Source organism: Leucobacter sp. L43 (assembly GCF_016597785.1).
Taxonomy (GTDB): domain Bacteria; phylum Actinomycetota; class Actinomycetes; order Actinomycetales; family Microbacteriaceae; genus Leucobacter; species Leucobacter alluvii.
In genome coordinates, this window is sequence record NZ_JAENJG010000002.1 from 123,736 (window position 1) to 140,788 (window position 17,053).

Genomic DNA, 17,053 nt, shown 5'->3' on the forward strand with positions numbered 1-17,053 from the left:
AACAGCAATAATATACGATTTCAAATACGCTTCCGCAAACCGGCCGGTCACCGGAGCGCGTCGACCGATTTCCCATTGCGCCGACTTTGTCTTAGCATTCTCAGGTTGTTTCCAGTCCGGTCCGCGGGCGGAACCCGAATCAGTGAGGCACTCCACCACGCAATGAACTCCGAATCACATCACGCAGCGTCCGGGCCCTCACGGCCGATCTCACCTGAGACAGCTGCCGGCTCGGTGCCGCTCGCGCACAAGAAGCTCCGACCGCGCCACGTCACCATGATCACGCTGGGCGGCATCATCGGCGCGAGCCTCTTCGTCGGTTCGGGAAACGTGATCCGCACCGTCGGCCCGGCCGCCGTGCTCTCGTACCTCATCGGCGGCCTCCTCGTGTTCCTCGCGATGCGCATGCTCGGTGAGATGGCGGCGGCCCGGCCGGCGATCGGCTCGTTCATGGAGTACGCGCGCGTCGGTCTGGGCGACTGGGCCGCCTACCTCGTCGGCTGGCTGTACTGGTACTTCTGGGTGGGCGTGCTCGCCTACGAGGCCGTGCTCGGCGGCGAGACCCTGCACGGGTGGTTCCCGGCACTGCCGTCGTGGGTCGGGTCGCTGCTCCTGCTCGCGATCTTCGTCGGCACCAACCTGATCTCCGTGCGCACCTTCGGCGAGGTCGAGTTCTGGCTCGCGAGCGTCAAGGTGCTCGCGATCGTCGTCTTCCTCGGCGCCGGTGCGCTCTTCGCCTTCGGACTCTGGCCGAACGCGACCTACTCGATTCCGAACCTCTGGGAGCACGGCGGCTTCGCCCCCAATGGCTTCGGCGTCGCCTTCACCGGCGTCGCGCTCGTCATCTTCTCGTACTTCGGCACCGAGATCGCGGTCATGGCCTCTGCGGAGTCGGAGGATCCGGCCAAGGGCATCCGTCAGGCGACCAGCACCGTGATCTGGCGCATCCTGCTCTTCTTCGTGGGCGCGGTGCTCGTCATCACCACGATCGTTCCCTGGGACGAGCTGCCGGAGCCGGTCGACGTGGCCTCGGCGCCCTTCACGTATGTCTTCGAGCTCTTCGGGCTTCCGGGGGCGGCGATCGTGATGCAGCTCGTCATCTTCACCGCGGTGATCTCCGTGCTGAACTCGGGGCTCTACTCGGCCTCGCGCATGTTCTCCTCCCTTGCGGAGCAGGGCTTCGCGCCCCGATTCGTCGCGAAGAAGGCGAAGAACGGCGTGCCGGTCGCCGCGCTGCTCGCCTCGACCATCGGCGGAGTCGTCGCGACGATCGTGAACTTCGCGGCTCCCGATTCCGGCGTCTTCGCGTTCATCATGAACTCGGCCGGACTCGTCGCCCTCTTCGTCTACGTCTTCATCGCACTCACGCAGATGCGCATGCGACAGAAGATGACCCCGGAGGAAGTCGCGGGGCTCAAGCTCAAGATGTGGCTGCACCCGTGGCTGAATCTGCTGCTCATCGCGGCCATCGTCGCCGTGCTGATCATCATGCTCACGACGGAGGAGGGGCGCACGCAGGTGTGGACGAGTCTCATCGCGACCGGCGTGCTGGTCGTGTGCTGGCCCTTCGTGCGGCGGGTGCGGGCGAAGCGCGCGCGTGCGCAGGCATCGGCGGCGCTCGAGGCCTAACCGTCTCTCGCCGTTGGCGTGTTCAGCGAACAGTGCCACACTGGGGGGCGTGGCGGATACTCAGAATGGCCGGGTCGCGGTCTACCTCGACTTCGATAACATCGTGCTCTCGTGGTACGACCGAGTGCACGGGCGCAATTCGTTCGCGAGGGATCGCCAGCGCATCGCAGAGAACCCGTCCGAGCCCGAGATCGCCGAGCGCCTGCGCGCCGCTGTGGTCGATGTGGGCGCGATCATCGACTACGCGTCGTCGTTCGGCACGCTCGTGCTCACGCGGGCGTACGCCGACTGGTCGGCGCCGATGAACGCGGAGTACCGCACGCAGCTCGTCTCGCGCGCGGTCGATCTGGTGCAGCTCTTCCCGGCCGCCGCCTATGCGAAGAACGGCGCCGATATCCGACTGGCGGTCGACACCGTGGAAGACATGTTCCGGCTCGACGACCTGACCCACGTGGTCATCGTCGCGGGCGACTCCGATTACGTGCCGCTCGCCCAGCGCTGCAAGCGGCTCGGCCGGTACGTCGTCGGCATCGGCGTCGCAGGGTCCACCGCGAAGGCGCTGACAGCCGCGTGCGACGAGTTCGCCTCGTACGACGCCCTCCCCGGCATCGAGACCGTGCCGCACGCGCCCGCAGCTCAGCGCGCGCAGCGCGATGACCAGCCCAAGCGGTCGCGCGGCCGCGGCGGCCGGGGTGCCGCGGCGAGCGAGCCAGCAGCCGAGGCCGAGACCGGGGGCACCGTGGAGCAGGACCTCGCGGCTGCGCTCGAGGCCGCTGCGGAGGCGGCCACCGAAGTCGAACCGGGAGACACGATCGACACGATCGAGTCGGGGGAGGACGCGGAGATCGCGGTCACCGGCCTGCTGATCCGCGCGCTCTGGCTGAGCCAGGATAAGGACGACTCCGGCTGGCTGTACAGTTCGGCGGTCAAGCAGCAGATGCGCCGCATGGATCCGTCGTTCAACGAGAAGGCGCTCGGGTTCCGATCCTTCTCCGACTTCTTGAAGTCGCGCTCCGATGTCGCGGAGCTCGAGGAGACCGGGCACGAGCGACTCGTGCGCCTGCGAGACCAGAGCGCGTAGCGCGACGGGATCCAGCGGGCTCCGCGCCTCGGATCAGGCCGCTCGGGCGCTGCCCAGCAGATATCGCCGCACACCGGCGGCCGCCGACCGGCCAGCCCGATTCGCTCCGATCGTGCTCGCGGACGGGCCGTATCCGACGAGCTGCACGCGGGCGTCGGCGACCGCAGTCGTGCCGCGCCCGCCGCGATCGAGCTGGATGCCGCCGGCCGCGCTCCGCAGATGCAGCGGCGCGAGGTGCGCGATGGCCGGGCGGAACCCGGTCGCCCACAGAATGATGTCAACGCGTTCGAACGTGCCGTCGGCCCACCGCACCCCGTCGCGCTCGACGCTCGCGAACATCGGCCGCCGCCCGCGATACGCCCCGAGGCGCTCGGCCTCGCGTTCCTGCTCGCGCAGCATGAGGCCGGTGACACTCACGACGCTCTGCGGAGGCAGGCCGGCTGCGACGCGCTGCTCGACGAGCGCCACGGAGGCGGCTCCGGCCTCCGGGGTGAAATCGTCGGTGCGCCACACGGGCTCGCTCCTGGTCGCCCAGATCGTGTCGGTGAGCGGAGCGATCGCTCCCAGGAACTGCACCGCCGAAGCGCCGCCGCCGACCACGAGCGTCCGCTTGCCGATGAAGTGCTGGGGTCCTGGATATCCGACCGTGTGGAACTGCTCGCCGGCGAACGCCTCCATGCCAGGGTAGCGCGGCACGAACGGCTGCGACCACGTGCCCGTGGCGTTGACGAGGGTGCGCGAGCGCAGGCTCCGGTCGCCGGTGGTGACGACGAGCGTCTCGGGATCCTGCGCGTCGTTCTGCACGCGGTCGACGTGCGCGGGCCGGATCACCGGCAGTGCGTGCTCCCGCTCGTACTCGGTGAAGTAAGCGGGAATGGCGGCGTTCGCCCGGTCCTCGGTGCGCGGGGGCGGTAGCGAACCGGGAAGCTCGGCGACGCCGTGCACGTCTCGCATCGTGAGCGCATCCCAGCGATGCTGCCACGCACCACCCGGCTCGCGGTCGGCGTCGAGCACCAGGTGCCGGATGCCGAGCCGCTGCAGGTGGAACGAGGCCGACAGTCCGGCCTGCCCGGCACCGATGACGATGCTGTCGAGGAGGCCGGTGTCGTTCACAGCAGGTGCAACCGGCGGTGAGCGGAACCCATTCCCGGCGGGGTCAGGCGGAGCGCTGCGTCCGCAGTTCCGCGAGCTCGCGGCCTGAACGAGTCGCGTCTGCTTCGGCCTGCTCCTTGAGCGACGCCGCCAGATCCGCGAAGGCGTCGAGTGCGGGGTTCACGCCGACGAGGGTGAACGGCCGCTCGACGATGCGCAGATCGAGGCCCCACACATCCTCGAGCACTCGGCGCAGCCACGGGGTGGAGTGATCCCAGCCCTCCTTCGGGGTGCCGGGCCCGTAGTTGCCGCCGAGCACGGTGACGAGTGTCGCCGGCTTGCCCTGCAGGGCGGTGCCTTCGGGGTTGATGCGCGGGTCGGTGTACGCGACGTCGAACCAGGTCTTGAAGTGCTGCGAGACGCCGAAGTTGTAGAGCGGTACCGTGAAGAGGAGCGCGTCGGCCGTGATGAGTTCATCTGCGAGCGTCGTGGCGAATGCCATCGCGTCGCGCTGCGCTGGGCTCCGTTCGCTCTCGGGAACGAACCCGCCCGTGACGGCGGCCTGCCACACCTCGGCGGAGATGGGCTCGGCGGCGAGGTCGCGGCGCACCACGTCCGTCTCGGGATGAGAGTCGACCCACTCCTGCTCGACGCGGTCGCCGAGCGCGCGGCTCGCGGAGGTTGCGGGGAGGATGCTCGCATCCAGGCGGAAGAATGTCATGCGGACTCCGATTCATTGATTATGAGTCGCTCATATTTTCAGAGTGACTTCGGTGAGTGTAGCACCGTAGAATGTGGGTATGGAAGCCCCGCAGCACGATCGGCACGAGTGCGACGCCGCCGTCAGCCTCGCGTTCTCGATCCTCGGGAAGCGTTGGAACGGCATGATCATCGACGCCCTCGGCGACGGTCCACTCGCCTTCGCGGAGGTGCGCCGGGCGGTCTCCGGTATCAGCGACGCGGTGCTCTCCGACCGCCTCGCGGAGCTCGCCGAGGCGAAGCTCGTCTCCCGGACCGTCGCTCCCGGCCCGCCCGTTTCGGTGTCGTATGCGCTCACCGTCGGCGGCGAGCAGCTCGTGCCGGTGCTCGCCGACCTGGGGAAGTGGGCGTCCGCGAACCTGACCCCAGCCCCTCGCCGGGACTGACAGGGGCGTCGCGACGCGTCAGTTCGGGAAGGCTGGGCGCTGCTCGCCCGCCGACCGCGGGATCAGCAGCGACAGCACCAGCGCGATCACGCCGGCGGCGATCGCCAGCCAGAAGCAGACGTCGAATGCGGCGCGGCTCGGGATCGACTGCCCGTTGAACTCGATCGTCATCGAGGCGAGCACCCCGCCCATGACCGCGGACGCGCTCGATGTGCCGACCGACCGGAACAGCGCGTTGAGCCCGTTCGACGCTCCCGTCTCATGCGCGGGCACCGACCGCATGATGATCATCGGCATCGCTGCGAAGCTGAACCCGATGCCCACGCCGATGAAGAGGTTCGCCGCGAAGATGTGCCACACCTCGCTCGACCAGAGCAGCACGAACACGTACGCGAGCACGATCGCGGCCGTGCCGGCGGTGAACAGCGGCCTGGGGCCGACGGTGCGCTCGAGCCAGCCGGAGAGGGGGGACAGGATCATCATCACGATCCCGGCCGGCATCACGATGAGCGCGGCCTGCATCATGTCGAGACCGAAGCCGGATCCCGACGCGACGGGCAGCTCGAGCAGCTGGGGGAACGCGACGTTGGAGGAGAACAGGGCGAACCCCATGCCGATCGCCGCGACATTCGTGAAGAGCACGGCGGGGCGAGCGGCGACGCGGAGATCGAGCAGCGGATCCTTCGCTCGCAACTGGTACCAGCCCCAGAGCAGCAGCACGACGACGCCGCCGATGATGGTCGTGAGCGTCAGGGGCGAGGTCCAGCCCCACTGCGCCCCGCGCGAAACGAAGAGCAGAATCCCCGAGAGGCCGACTGCGAGGCCGAAGGCTCCGAGGATGTCGAGACGACCGCCGGAACGCAGCACGTCGCCCGGAACGCACCAGGCGATCATCGGGACCCCGAGCACTCCGAGCCCGGCCGCAAGCCAGAAGAGCGCGTGCCAGTCGGCGTTGATCGCGAGGTAGGCGGCGAGCGGCATGCCGACGGCGCCGCCGACTCCCATGGTCGCGCTCATCAGAGCCACTGCGGTGCTCAGTCGCTCGGGCGGCAGCACGTCGCGCATGATCGCGATGCCGAGCGGAATCACTCCCGTCACCGCGCCCTGCAATGCGCGACCGATGATCACGCCGACGATCGAGCCGGCGACCGCGGCGATCACCGATCCGACCACGAGCAGGGCGAGCAGCACGAGGACGACCCGCTTCTTGCCGAAGAGGTCGCCGAGCCGTCCCGAGATCGGCGTCGCGATGGCGGCGACGAGCAGCGTGATGGTGACCACCCATGACGTGTCTTCGCGGGAGGCATCCAGCAGCCTCGGGAGTTCGGCTTGGAGCGGAACGACGAGGGTGAACATGAACGAGGAGCAGAGCCCCGCGTACGCGAGCGCTGCGACCGTGGCCCAGCGCGGCGGGGTGCGGGAGAGGCGGCTTCTGCCTCCCCGATCCGCATTCCTCACGCACACACCCTATCGGTGCGGGCGGGACCCTCCCTGCCGGCGTCAGCGGGCGAGCCGCGACGGCGCCATGCCCGCGAGCACCCCGAGGAGGGAGTCGGGCACGAGTGCCGTGTCGGCGCGCCCCTCGCGCACGATCGCCGCGATGCGCGACCCGAGTTCCGAGGTCGAGGCTCCCATGTCGGCACCGGCCAGGCTCGGCAGCGACCCGAGCACCTCGACGGTCGCAGCCTCGACCGCACGTGCCGCTTCGCCCTCGCCGAGATGGCCGAGCATGAGTGCGAGCGAGAGGATCGCGCCGGCCGGGTTCGCCCACCCCTTGCCCGCGATGTCGGGCGCCGATCCGTGGATGGCCTCGAACATGCTCGGGGCGCTGCCGTCGAGGTTGAGGTTCGCGCTGGTGGCGACCCCGAGCCCGCCCTGGATCACGGCGCCCAGGTCGGTGATGATGTCCCCGAAGAGGTTGTCGGTGACGACCACGTCGAAGCGCTCCGGGGTGAGCGGCAGGTGGAAGCACATCGCGTCGACGTGCACGTAGTCGACCTCCACCTCGGGGTAGCGGGCGCCCACCTCGGCGACCACCTGCTGCCAGAGCTGCCCGGCAGCCACGAGGATGTTGGTCTTGTGGCAGAGCGTCAGCTTCTTGCGGCGCCCGAGTGCGAGGCGGAACGCGAAGTCGACGACGCGTTCGATGCCGGCGTGGGTGTTGAGCGACTCCTGCATGGCGACCGCGTTGGGCGTGCCGGCGTGCACGGTCGAACCGCGGCCGACGTAGGCGCCCTCGGTGTTCTCGCGCACGATCACCATCTCGCAGCGCTCCGGGGTGAGCTCGGCGATCGGGGTCGGAACGCCCGGGTACAGCCGCACCGGGCGCACGTTCGCCGCCTGCTGGAAGCGCTGGCGCATCTCGAGGATGAAGCCGCGCTCGAGGATGCCGGGGGTGACTCTCGGGTCTCCCATGGAGCCGAAGAGGATCGCCTGCTTGTCGCGGAGCTGCGCCTCGACGGCGTCGAACAGCTCCCCGGTCTCGAGGTAGTGGTTCGCTCCAGCCGCGAAGGTGCTGCGGTCGGTCGAGAAGCCGAATCGTTCCTCCGCGGCGTCGAGCACCTCGAGCGCGCACCCGACGACCTCCGGACCGATTCCGTCTCCGGGGAGTACCGCGATGGCGTAGCTGTTCGTCATGTCGATCCTTTCGAGAACGTGCGGCCGCTCGCGCCTTGGAGATGGGCCTCTGGTGAACTATATTAAATGGTAAGACCACTCGGCGCGAAGGGTTCGCGTGCACGGCCGCACGTGAACGGATCCGCCGCCCGCTGCAGAGGAACCACCATGCCCGAGGCACTCGAACTCATCGCACCCGCAGGAGCACTGCCCATCGGCGGCGAATGGCGCGCGATCGCCGAGCGCTCCGACATCGTCTTCCCGTTCGACGGCAGCGTCGTGGGTCAGGCACCGGTCAGCGGCGAACAGGATTCGCGCGACGCGCTCGACGCTGCTGAGGCGGCGCGAGCGGCCGTCGCAGCGCTGACCACGGCGCAGCGGAAGGCGATCCTCACCGACCTCACGAGCCGCGTGCGCGCGAGCGCCCAGCACCTCGAAGACCTGCTCGTGCTCGAGACCGGCAAGCCCCGCGTCGACTGCCGCACGGAGGTGAACCGCACCATCGTCACCCTCGAGGCGACCGCCGAAGAGGTATCGCACATCCATGGCGAGACCGTGCCGCTCGACCTGCAGGAGCTCGGCCGCGGCATGATCGGCTACTACACCCGCAAACCCGCCGGCATCGTCATCGGCATCGCCGGCTTCAACTACCCGCTGCTGCTCGCCACCCACAAGCTCGCGCCGGCCATCGCGGCCGGCTGCCCCGTCATCATCAAACCGGCCCCGAACACGCCGCTCGCGACGATCGAACTGCTCGCCATCACGCGCGAGATCCTCGACGCGCACGGCGTGACGCCGGCGGCGGTGCAGCTCGTGAACGGCGACCCGATCGTCGGTGAGACGCTCGTCCGCGACCCCCGCGCCTCCGTCGTCTCGTTCACCGGCTCGGCGAAGATCGGCCACCTCATCGCGCAGCAGGCCGCACCCCGCAAGGCCGTGCTCGAACTCGGATCCAACACCGGATTCATCGTCGCAGCCGACGCCGACCTCGAAGCCGCCGTCGACGCCGTGCTGCGCGGCGGCTTCTACGCCAACGGGCAGGCCTGCATCTCGGTGCAGCGCGTCGTGCTCGAGCGCGGGATCGCCGAGCGCTTCTCCGCTCGTCTCGTCGAACGCATGGGCGAACTCGTCGTGGGCGACCCCCGCGACCTCGCGACGAACGTCGCGCCCGTCATCAACGCCGCCTCGGGTGAGCGCATCCGCGCCATGATCGACCGGGCCCTCGCCGCGGGAGCGGAACTGCTCACCGACGGCCCTGGCGACGGCGAAGCCGCCCACGTGCGACCCGTCGTGCTCGGCAACGTACCGTCCGACGTCGACGTGTGGTGCGAAGAGATCTTCGGCCCGGTCGTCTGCCTCACCGTCGTCGACTCGGTCGACGCCGCGATCGACCTCGTCAACGACTCCCGCTACGGGTTGCAGGCCGCCATCTACACCGCCTCGCTCGCGAGCGCCTTCGACGCCATCGAGCGGCTCGAGGTCGGTGGGGTCGTCGTCAACGAGATCCCCGGCTTCCGCTCCGACATCATGCCGTACGGCGGCGTGAAGGACTCCGGCATCGGCCGAGAGGGCCCCCGCTTCGCGATCGAAGAGTTCACCGTGACCCGCATGGCGATGATCCGCCCGCAGGCGCGCAGCTGAGATCCCATCACGATCCTGCCGCATCCCGAACTACATCCCGCACTGACCCTGGAGACACCAGCATGAGCCACACGCAGATCGACTACTCGCAGCTCTTCCGCCTCGACGGACGCACCGTGGTCGTGATCGGCGCGGGCAGCGGCATCGGCCGCGAATCGGCGCAGGCGCTCGCCGCGCAGGGCGCGCACGTCGTCGTCGCCGACTACTCGCTCGAGGGAGCCGAGGCGACCGCCGCGCTCATCACGCAGCGCGGCGGCATCGCCGAGGCGTACGAGGTCAACGTGCTGGACGACGACGCCGTCGTCGCCGCGGCCGAGCGCTTCGGCGATGCGTCGGCGCTCGTCTTCACCGCCGCCACCAACGTGCGCAAGCGCATGGAGGACTACACGCTCGACGAGTTCGACCGCGTCGTCAACCTGAACCTGCGCGCCTCGTTCCAGCTGATCCGCCACTTCGGCACACGGTTCGCCGCCAACGGCGGAGGGTCGATCATCGGCTTCGCGTCGATCCGCGCTCAGGTCGTCGAACCCGGCCAGGGCGTGTACGCCGCGACGAAGGCCGGTCTCGTGCAGCTCGCGAAGACCGCCGCCGCCGAGTACGGCGCTCAGGGCGTGCGCGTGAACGTGGTGGCTCCCGGGGTCGTTGAGACCCCGCTCACCGCGCAGATCAAGGCGAACGACGAGTGGTACGGGGCGTACGCGCAGAAGAGCGCGCTCGGCCGCTGGTCGCGACCGGAGGAGCTCGCCGGCGCCGTCGTGTACCTGGCCTCAGACGCGTCCTCGTTCGTCACCGGATCCACCCTCTTCGTCGACGGCGGCTGGACCGCGATCGACGGCCGCTTCACGCCGCCGGCTTCGTAGGGCGCTCCCGGCTCGGCTCGTGTTCGGCGGGTGCAGCCGGGCAGCGGGTGCGCCCGGTGATCAGGCGACCTGCGACCAGTCGACCTCTGCGTCACTGCCGCGCACGCCTTCGAACCAGAGCGCGACTCGCATGAGGCGATCGTCGGTTCCGATCTTCGACGCGATCTGGAGGCCGACGGTGCGACCGTCCGGCTGCACGCCAGCGCCGATCGATACCGCAGGCTGACCCGACATGTTGTAGGGCACGGTGAACGAGATGTGTCCCATCGTTTCGAGCGGGTCGAGGATCGGCATCGGGTCCTCCGCGGCGAACGCCGCGACCGGGGTCACGGGCGAGAGCACGAGGTCGAACGGCTGCGTCGCGGCTCTCGTGAGGCGGGCCATCTCGTCGATCATGTTGCGGTTGCGCACCGTTTGAGCGGCGGAGAACGTTGCTCCAGCGGCGCACCACTCGGCGATGAAGGGAAGGACCACGGCCCGCTCGGCGTCGGTGAGGGCCTCGAAGTCGGCGTATGAACGGCTGCGCCAGAAGTCGGCGATGCCGTCGAGCACCGCTGCGGGGATGAACGGCTCGAGCGGTACGACGGTCGCGCCCGCCTCCTCGAATCGGGCCGCGGCGCGCTCGATGATCGCACGCGTCTCGGGCTCGACCGGCAGGCCCGAGCCGGCGTCGAGCTGCAGGGCGACGCGGAGACCGGCGGGGGAGAGCGGCTCGGTCGACCAGTCCATCTCGGCGTACGCGCGCGTCAGATAGTCACGGGGATCGGGCTGCGCGACGATCGACATGAGCCGGATCGCGTCGGCAGCCGTGCGCGTCAGCGGACCGGCGGCGCGTCCGGCGTAGGGCACGTCGAGCGGGATGAGGCCCTCGCTCGGCTTGAGCGCGGTGAGCCCCTGCCAGGAGCCGGGCAGGCGGATGGATCCGCCGATGTCGGTGCCGATGTGGAACGGGCCGTATCCCGCCGCAGCCGCCGTGCCGGCTCCTGCGCTCGAACCGCCGGAGGTGTGCGCCGGGTTCAGCGCTCCGCGGGTGATCCCGTGCAGGCTCGAAACGCCGGACGAGAGCATGCCCCAGTCGGGCATGGTCGTCGAACCCACGATGACGGCGCCCGCTTCGAGCAGTCGATCCGTGGTCGGAGCGTTGTGAGCTGCGACCGGCGGGTTCGGGATCGCCGTCCCGGCGGGTTTCGGCTGCCCGGCGCGCGCGATGTTCTCCTTGACCGTCGCCGGCACCCCGTCGAACGGGCCGAGCTGCGTCCCGGTGCGCCAGCGCTCGGTTGAAGCGGCGGCGTCGGCGCGCACCTGCGCGGCGTCGAACAGGTAGAGCGCGTTGAGCTCCGGCTCGCGCGCTTCGACGCGGGCGATGACGTCTTCGGCGACCTCGCTGGGGGTGAGCGATCCGTCGGCGTAGCGCTCGCTGAGAGCGGCGGCGTCGAGAGCGGCGGGGCGGTGCGAGGTCATCCTGGGCCTTTCGTCGAGGTGGTGCGGGTCGAAGACGTCCGCGCTAGGCGCTCTGGGCGAGCTCCTGACGCAGCGTGAGGGAGGAATCGATGAGGCGCTTCGTGTAGGGGTGCTGCGGGGTGCGATACACCGTCTCCGTGTCACCGGCTTCGACGATCTCGCCCGACTGCATCACGATCACCGAGTCGCACAGGTACCGCACGACGTTGAGGTCGTGCGACACGAACACGAGGGTGAGGCCGTACTCGTCGACGAGGTCGGCGAGCAGGTTGAGCACCTGGGCGCGCACCGAGACGTCGAGGGCGCTCACCGGCTCATCTGCGACGACCACCTGGGGGCGGCAGATCAGCGCGCGGGCGATCGAGATGCGCTGACGCTGACCGCCCGAGAACTGGTGGGGGAAGCGCTCCGCGGAAGACGCGGGCAGACCCACGGCTTCGAGCATCTCCGCGACCATGCGCTTGCGGTCGGCGGCGGTCTCACCGCGCCCGGGCACGAGCAGCGGCTCGGAGATGATCTGCTCGACGGTCATGCGCGGATCGAGCGAACCCATCGGGTCCTGGAACACGATCTGCAGGTTCTGCCGCAGCGCGCGGAGCTGCGGCTCCTTCGCACCCTTCACCTCGTTGCCCGCGACGACGGCGCTGCCCGAGGTCGGCTGGTCGAGCCCGGCGAGAATGCGCAGCAGCGTCGACTTGCCGGATCCCGACTCACCGACGACCCCGAGACGGCCGCCCTCCGGCACCTCGAAGGAGATGCCCTTGAGCGCGTGCACCTCGGGGGCAGGCTTGAGGATGCTCGTGCGTCCGCGCGTGTAGGTGCGCACCAGATCGGTGACGCGCATCACCGGTTCGGCGTGCGCGGGCGCGGTGCCGGCAGCAGCAGTGCCAGCCGCAGCAGCGCCGGCGACCGCCGCGGATGCCTCCGGGCGCGCGACGATCTGCTCGTCGGCGGTCGGCGGCACGTACTCCTGCGCGGTCGCGACGGTGAAGAGGCGGCCCCTCGCATCGACGGCGTCGAGGTCGGACGCCGCGAGCAGCCCCCGCGTGTACGGGTGGGTCGGGCGGGTGAAGACGTCTTCGGTCGTGCCCTCCTCGACGACGGCGCCGTTGTTCATGACGAGCACGCGCGTGCACATGTTCGCGACCACGGCGAGGTCGTGCGTGATGAAGAGCAGGCCAGTGCCGCGTTCGCGCACGAGTTCGAGAATGAGGTCGAGCACCTGCCGCTGCACGGTGACGTCGAGCGCCGTCGTCGGCTCATCGCAGAGCAGCAGCGACGGATCGTTTGCGAGCGCCATGGCCAGCATCACGCGCTGGCGCTGCCCGCCGGAGAGCTGATGCGGGTAGGCCCGCGCGGCCTGAGCGGGATCGGGGAGGTGCACGGCGTCGAGCATCTCGACCGCACGGCGGTTCGCCTCGGCCTTGTTCGGCGCGAGCTTGTGCTGCAGGATGATCTCCGCGACCTGGGCTCCCGCGCGCATCAGCGGATTCAGCGCCGTGAGGGGCTCCTGGAACACCATCGCCATGTTGTTGCCGCGCAGCTTCATGAGATCGGATTCCGGGGCCTGGAGCAGGTTGCCGGAGTATCCGTCGATCTCGACGGACCCGTCGGCGGTGACGCCGTTCGGGAGCAGGCCGAGCAGCGCGGTCGTGGTCATCGATTTGCCCGATCCGGATTCCCCGATGAGGCCGATGCGCTCGCCATGAGCCATGTGCAGGGAGAAATCGGAGACGAGCGTGCGATAGGGGGTGCGCACGTTGAGGTCGTCTACGCGCACCAGCAGGTCTGCGCCGGTGCGCGGGACGTTGGATTCGGTGCGCATCAGCCGCGGCTCCCGTTCAGTTTCGGATCGAAGCGGTCGCGCAGGCCGTCACCCAGCAGGTTGAAGCCCATGACCGCGATGGCGATGGCGATGCCGGGCCAGACGGCGAGCATCGGTTCGGTGCCGAGGAACTGCTGCGACTCCTGCAGCATGCGTCCCCACGACGGGGTGGGCGGTGGCGTTCCGAGCCCCAGGAAGCTGAGGCCCGCCTCCGCGAGCACCGCCAGTGCGAACGACACGGAGGACTGCACGACCACCATGCCGATGATGTTGGGCAGCACGTGGCGCAAGGCGATCCTGAATCGCGACTGACTGGCGGCTCGTGCAGCGAGCACGTACTCCGTGGTCATCACCTGCAGGGTGCCCGAGCGCGCGACGCGGGCGAACCCGGGAATGGTCGCGATGCCGATCGCCACCATGGCGGTGAGCGTCGATGCGCCGAAGACGGCGCTGAACATGATCGCGAGCAGCAGCGCCGGGAACGCGAGTGCGATGTCGGAGGCGCGCATGATGACCTCTTCGATCCATCCGCCCCTGATGCCTGCGAGAATGCCGAGCGGCGTGCCGATCACGATCGCGATGCCGACCGAGATGACGCCGACGAACAGCGTGATGCGCGCGCCGTAGAGCATGGCGGAGAAGACGTCGCGACCGTACTTGTCGGTGCCCATCAGGTGCGCGAGGCTCGAGCCCTGCAACCGGTCGGCGGGCATCGCCTGGGTCGGATCGTACGGCGTCCAGAAGAAGGACACGATCGCCGCGAGTGCGACGAGCCCGATCAGGATCAACCCGATCAGCAGCGTCGCCGACAGCTTGCGCTTGCCCGACCTCGAGACGACGCTCGTGCTGGCATTGCCGGGGGCGCTGATCGCGGTGGTGCGCGGCGCCTGAGAGGGTGGGGTGGGAACCTGTTGCGTGCTCATGGCTAGGCGCTCCTTCGCAGACGCGGATCGATGAGCGTGTAGAGCACATCGACGACGAGGTTGAGAATCAGGGTGATGGCGACGAGCACCATGACGACGGACTGCACGGTGAGCATGTCGCGGTTGCCGACGGCGTCGAGCAGCATCGAGCCGAGCCCGGGGATGACGAACACGCGCTCGATGACCACGGCGCCGATGATGAGGGCCGCGATCTGCACGCCGGTGACCGTGATGACGGGGATCGCCGCGTTGCGCAGGCCGTGCTTGAGCAGCGCGCCGTTCTTGCTGAGCCCCTTGGCGCGAGCGGTGCGGAGGTAGTCCTCGCTCATCACCTCGAGCACGGCGGAGCGCACGTATCGCGTGAGGATCGCGCCCTGCACCGAGGCGAGTGCGACGACGGGCAGGATCAGCCGGCGTATGAAGTCGCCGAAGTCGACGGCCGGCGCCGTCCAGCCGTTCGCGGGAAGCCAGCCGAGGCCGACAGCGAAGACGATGACCAGCAGGATGCCGGCGAGGAAGCCGGGAACCGCGACGCCGATCTGCGAGCCGAGGCCGATCGCGACGCCCGAGAAGTTGCGATGCTTGACGGCCGCCCAGGTGCCGAGCGGGATCGCGACGAGCAGCGCGACCACCATCGCCGTGAGCACGAGGATGAGGCTGACCTGCACGCGGTCGAGCACCATCGGGCTGATATCGGTGCGCGTCACGTACGAGGTGCCGAAGTCGCCCGTGAGCAGCCCGCCGAACCACTCGAAGTACTGCACGATCAGCGGTCGATCCGTGCCGAACTGCTCGCGCGTCTGCTCGAGCAACTCGGGGGTGGCGTTCACGCCGAGTGCGATCTGCGCCGGGTCGCCCGGGATCAGTCGCATGAAGAGGAACACGACGACCGTGGCGACGACGTACGTCACCGCGAATCTCGCGAGATTGATCAGGATCCGTATGGCCATGCGGGTTCGGGTTCCTCGGTTCAGTGGCGGGTTGGTGTGGTGCGCCCGCGAGAGCGCAGTTGTGGTCTCAGGCGTACGCCTCGTGCGACCTCAACTGCGCTCTCGCGCACTGGAGGGGCGAGAGCGGCGGTTCGCACCGCCGCTCCGCTTACTTCCAGCTCAGGTTCGTCAGGTCGAGCGCCTCGATGATGGCGTTCTCCGGCATGCCCTGGAGATCCGCCTTCGCGACGGTGATGTTCGGGAACAGGAAGAGCACGCCGGAAGCGGCGTCCTCGACGATCTGCTCGGCGACCTGCTTAATGCCGTCGACGTACCCGTCCTCATCGGCGGCGTCCGCTTCCTCGGCGATCGGGGCGATCTTCGAGTTGTCGTAGCCGATGTAGTAGTTCGGGTCGTTGAAGACGGTCAGAATGTCGCGGGCCTCGACGGCGAGCACCGTGGTCATCTGGTAGTCGTGCTTCGTGAAGACCTCGTCGAGCCAGACCGCCGGGAACTCGGCGGACTCGATGGTCGCGTTGATGCCGACGTCCTTCAGCTGCGAGACGACGATCTCCGAGACGGCCTGCGCGTAGGGGCGCGTCGGCACGGTGAAGGTGATGTCGAGGTTCTCCTGGCCGGCTTCCTGCAGCAGCTCCTTGGCCTTCGCGGGATCGTACGGGTACGCGTCGTTCAGATCTTCGTAGTACGGATCCGTCGGGGCCGCGTACGTGGCGACGAGCGAGCCGTAGCCGTTCCATGCGGTGTCGAGGATCGCCTGCTTGTCGAGGGCGTAGAGCACTGCCTGGCGCACGCGCACGTCGTCGAACGGGGCGGCCTTGTTGTTCATGGAGAGCGAGACCTCGCCGCTCGACGTGCCGGTGGTGACGACGAACTGGTCATCGGACTCGAAGCTCGAGAGCAGCTCGGGGGCCTGCAGGTTCGCGATCGCGTCGACGTCGCCGGTCTGCAGCGCGTTCGTGGTGGCGGTCGCATCGGCGAAGTACTTCAGCGTGACCTGCTCGACGCCAGGGGCCTCGCCCCAGTAGTCGTCGCGCGTGTCGAAGACGAGGCTCTCGTTCGGGGTCCACGACTCGACGGCGTACGGGCCGGTGCCGACGGGGGTGTTCGCGAGATCGTCGACGGCGTCTTCCGAGAAGATCGCGCCGACCGGCGTCGCGAGGCTGAAGAGCCACGCGTTCGAGGGCTTGCTCAGCGTGACCGCGACCTCGGTGGGGGAGACGACCTCGACGCTCTCGACGACGTCCATCTTCGCCTTGAGGCTCGACACCCAGTCGGTCTTGACGCGGTCGAAGCTGAACTTCACGTCGTCTGCCGTGAACTCGTCGCCGTTCGAGAAGGTCACGCCTTCCTGCAGGGTGAATGTGTACGTCTTGCGGTCATCGCTGACCGTCCACTCACTCGCGAGCAGCGGCTGGATCTCGCCCGACTGGTCGAGCTCGACGAGGCCCTCGTAGACGTTCGACATGAGTGCCTGCGGAATCGCAGAGCCGGCGGTCGTCGTGAAGTCGAGGTTCGTGGGGGTGCCGGTCAGGGCGATGGTCGCGGTGGTGGGGGTCTCCCCGTCGCTTCCCGAGCTGTTGCCGGCGCCCGCGGAGCAGCCCGCGAGACCGAGGATGGCCGCGGTCGCGATTGCAGCCGTGGTGAGAATCGCATTCTTACGTCGCATCATTGCTTTCCTGTGACTGAGGCCTCGCTGGGCGAAGCCGGGATGGAGGGTGGAGTCGGGCGACGATGCCCAGTCGCCGGTCCGCATGCACAGCGTATTCGCGAAACCGGAGACGGTGTTCCAACAAATCCCGAGAGATTTCGAACCAGGATACATGGTAAGGC

The 17,053-nt window shown here is 68.9% G+C and carries 14 protein-coding genes; 5 read left to right on the plus strand and 9 right to left on the minus strand.

Going from position 1 to position 17,053, the window contains the following annotated elements; all coding sequences use genetic code 11:
• Window positions 1-162 precede the first annotated feature (162 nt).
• Together JE033_RS09825 and JE033_RS09830 are read left to right on the plus strand one after the other, a co-directional pair.
• A complete protein-coding gene (locus JE033_RS09825) occupies window positions 163-1,629 on the plus strand; it encodes an amino acid permease (protein WP_200331299.1) in 1,467 nt (488 codons plus the stop codon).
• Window positions 1,630-1,678: 49 nt separating this feature from the next.
• Window positions 1,679-2,710 carry an NYN domain-containing protein gene (locus JE033_RS09830; protein WP_200331301.1) on the plus strand — a complete coding sequence of 344 codons (1,032 nt, stop codon included), beginning with the start codon at window positions 1,679-1,681 and terminating at the stop codon, window positions 2,708-2,710.
• A 33-nt stretch (window positions 2,711-2,743) separates the two neighbouring features.
• Here JE033_RS09830 and JE033_RS09835 read toward each other — a convergent pair whose 3' ends face one another.
• Window positions 2,744-3,823 carry an NAD(P)/FAD-dependent oxidoreductase gene (locus tag JE033_RS09835; protein WP_200331303.1) on the minus strand — a complete coding sequence of 360 codons (1,080 nt, stop codon included), beginning with the start codon at window positions 3,821-3,823 and terminating at the stop codon, window positions 2,744-2,746.
• A 43-nt stretch (window positions 3,824-3,866) separates the two neighbouring features.
• A complete protein-coding gene (locus JE033_RS09840; protein WP_200331305.1) occupies window positions 3,867-4,523 on the minus strand; it encodes an FMN-dependent NADH-azoreductase in 657 nt (218 codons plus the stop codon).
• A gap of 79 nt (window positions 4,524-4,602) precedes the next feature.
• On the opposite strand from JE033_RS09840, the gene JE033_RS09845 reads away from it, so the two are divergent.
• Window positions 4,603-4,947, plus strand: a complete 345-nt coding sequence (locus JE033_RS09845; RefSeq protein WP_200331307.1) for a helix-turn-helix domain-containing protein — start codon at window positions 4,603-4,605, stop codon at window positions 4,945-4,947.
• An 18-nt stretch (window positions 4,948-4,965) separates the two neighbouring features.
• On the opposite strand, the gene JE033_RS09850 is transcribed toward JE033_RS09845, so the two are convergent.
• Together JE033_RS09850 and JE033_RS09855 are read right to left on the minus strand one after the other, a co-directional pair.
• Window positions 4,966-6,405, minus strand: a complete 1,440-nt coding sequence (locus JE033_RS09850) for an MFS transporter (RefSeq protein WP_090151448.1) — start codon at window positions 6,403-6,405, stop codon at window positions 4,966-4,968.
• A 42-nt stretch (window positions 6,406-6,447) separates the two neighbouring features.
• Window positions 6,448-7,584 (minus strand): 3-isopropylmalate dehydrogenase, encoded by a 1,137-nt coding sequence (locus JE033_RS09855; protein WP_200331309.1) that lies wholly within the window; start codon window positions 7,582-7,584, stop codon window positions 6,448-6,450.
• A 147-nt stretch (window positions 7,585-7,731) separates the two neighbouring features.
• Here JE033_RS09855 and JE033_RS09860 point away from each other — a divergent pair, with 147 nt between their 5' ends.
• Both JE033_RS09860 and JE033_RS09865 read left to right on the plus strand, forming a co-directional pair.
• Window positions 7,732-9,204 carry an aldehyde dehydrogenase family protein gene (locus tag JE033_RS09860; RefSeq protein ID WP_090151075.1) on the plus strand — a complete coding sequence of 491 codons (1,473 nt, stop codon included), beginning with the start codon at window positions 7,732-7,734 and terminating at the stop codon, window positions 9,202-9,204.
• 62 nt (window positions 9,205-9,266) lie between these two features.
• A complete protein-coding gene (locus tag JE033_RS09865) occupies window positions 9,267-10,064 on the plus strand; it encodes an SDR family NAD(P)-dependent oxidoreductase (protein ID WP_200331311.1) in 798 nt (265 codons plus the stop codon).
• A 60-nt stretch (window positions 10,065-10,124) separates the two neighbouring features.
• On the opposite strand, the gene JE033_RS09870 is transcribed toward JE033_RS09865, so the two are convergent.
• The 5 genes from JE033_RS09870 to JE033_RS09890 form a co-directional block, all read right to left on the minus strand.
• Window positions 10,125-11,525, minus strand: a complete 1,401-nt coding sequence (locus JE033_RS09870; protein WP_200331313.1) for an amidase — start codon at window positions 11,523-11,525, stop codon at window positions 10,125-10,127.
• A gap of 43 nt (window positions 11,526-11,568) precedes the next feature.
• Window positions 11,569-13,350: an ABC transporter ATP-binding protein gene (locus JE033_RS09875; RefSeq protein ID WP_200331315.1), complete on the minus strand. Its 1,782-nt coding sequence runs from the start codon at window positions 13,348-13,350 to the stop codon at window positions 11,569-11,571.
• Complete coding sequence (locus tag JE033_RS09880) at window positions 13,350-14,273, minus strand: ABC transporter permease (protein WP_090151064.1); 924 nt, start codon at window positions 14,271-14,273, stop codon at window positions 13,350-13,352. Before JE033_RS09880 ends, JE033_RS09875 begins: the two co-directional genes overlap by 1 nt.
• Window positions 14,274-14,275: 2 nt before the next feature.
• The gene (locus JE033_RS09885; protein ID WP_090151061.1) at window positions 14,276-15,223 is read right to left on the minus strand and encodes an ABC transporter permease; all 948 of its coding nucleotides are present in this window, start codon (window positions 15,221-15,223) and stop codon (window positions 14,276-14,278) included.
• Window positions 15,224-15,371: 148 nt separating this feature from the next.
• Window positions 15,372-16,892: an ABC transporter substrate-binding protein gene (locus JE033_RS09890; protein ID WP_200331317.1), complete on the minus strand. Its 1,521-nt coding sequence runs from the start codon at window positions 16,890-16,892 to the stop codon at window positions 15,372-15,374.
• Window positions 16,893-17,053 lie beyond the last annotated feature (161 nt).

Bases quoted from the DNA above. Each gene is read 5' to 3' on its own strand.
- JE033_RS09865 (WP_200331311.1), top strand. From the start codon at position 9,267: ATGAGCCACACGCAGATCGACTACTCGCAGCTCTTCCGCCTCGACGGA.
- JE033_RS09825 (WP_200331299.1), top strand. From the start codon at position 163: ATGAACTCCGAATCACATCACGCAGCGTCCGGGCCCTCACGGCCGATC.
- JE033_RS09840 (WP_200331305.1), bottom strand. From the start codon at position 4,523: ATGACATTCTTCCGCCTGGATGCGAGCATCCTCCCCGCAACCTCCGCG.
- JE033_RS09880 (WP_090151064.1), bottom strand. From the start codon at position 14,273: ATGAGCACGCAACAGGTTCCCACCCCACCCTCTCAGGCGCCGCGCACC.
- JE033_RS09875 (WP_200331315.1), bottom strand. From the start codon at position 13,350: ATGCGCACCGAATCCAACGTCCCGCGCACCGGCGCAGACCTGCTGGTG.
- JE033_RS09890 (WP_200331317.1), bottom strand. From the start codon at position 16,892: ATGATGCGACGTAAGAATGCGATTCTCACCACGGCTGCAATCGCGACC.
- JE033_RS09855 (WP_200331309.1), bottom strand. From the start codon at position 7,584: ATGACGAACAGCTACGCCATCGCGGTACTCCCCGGAGACGGAATCGGT.
- JE033_RS09885 (WP_090151061.1), bottom strand. From the start codon at position 15,223: ATGGCCATACGGATCCTGATCAATCTCGCGAGATTCGCGGTGACGTAC.
- JE033_RS09870 (WP_200331313.1), bottom strand. From the start codon at position 11,525: ATGACCTCGCACCGCCCCGCCGCTCTCGACGCCGCCGCTCTCAGCGAG.
- JE033_RS09860 (WP_090151075.1), top strand. From the start codon at position 7,732: ATGCCCGAGGCACTCGAACTCATCGCACCCGCAGGAGCACTGCCCATC.
- JE033_RS09845 (WP_200331307.1), top strand. From the start codon at position 4,603: ATGGAAGCCCCGCAGCACGATCGGCACGAGTGCGACGCCGCCGTCAGC.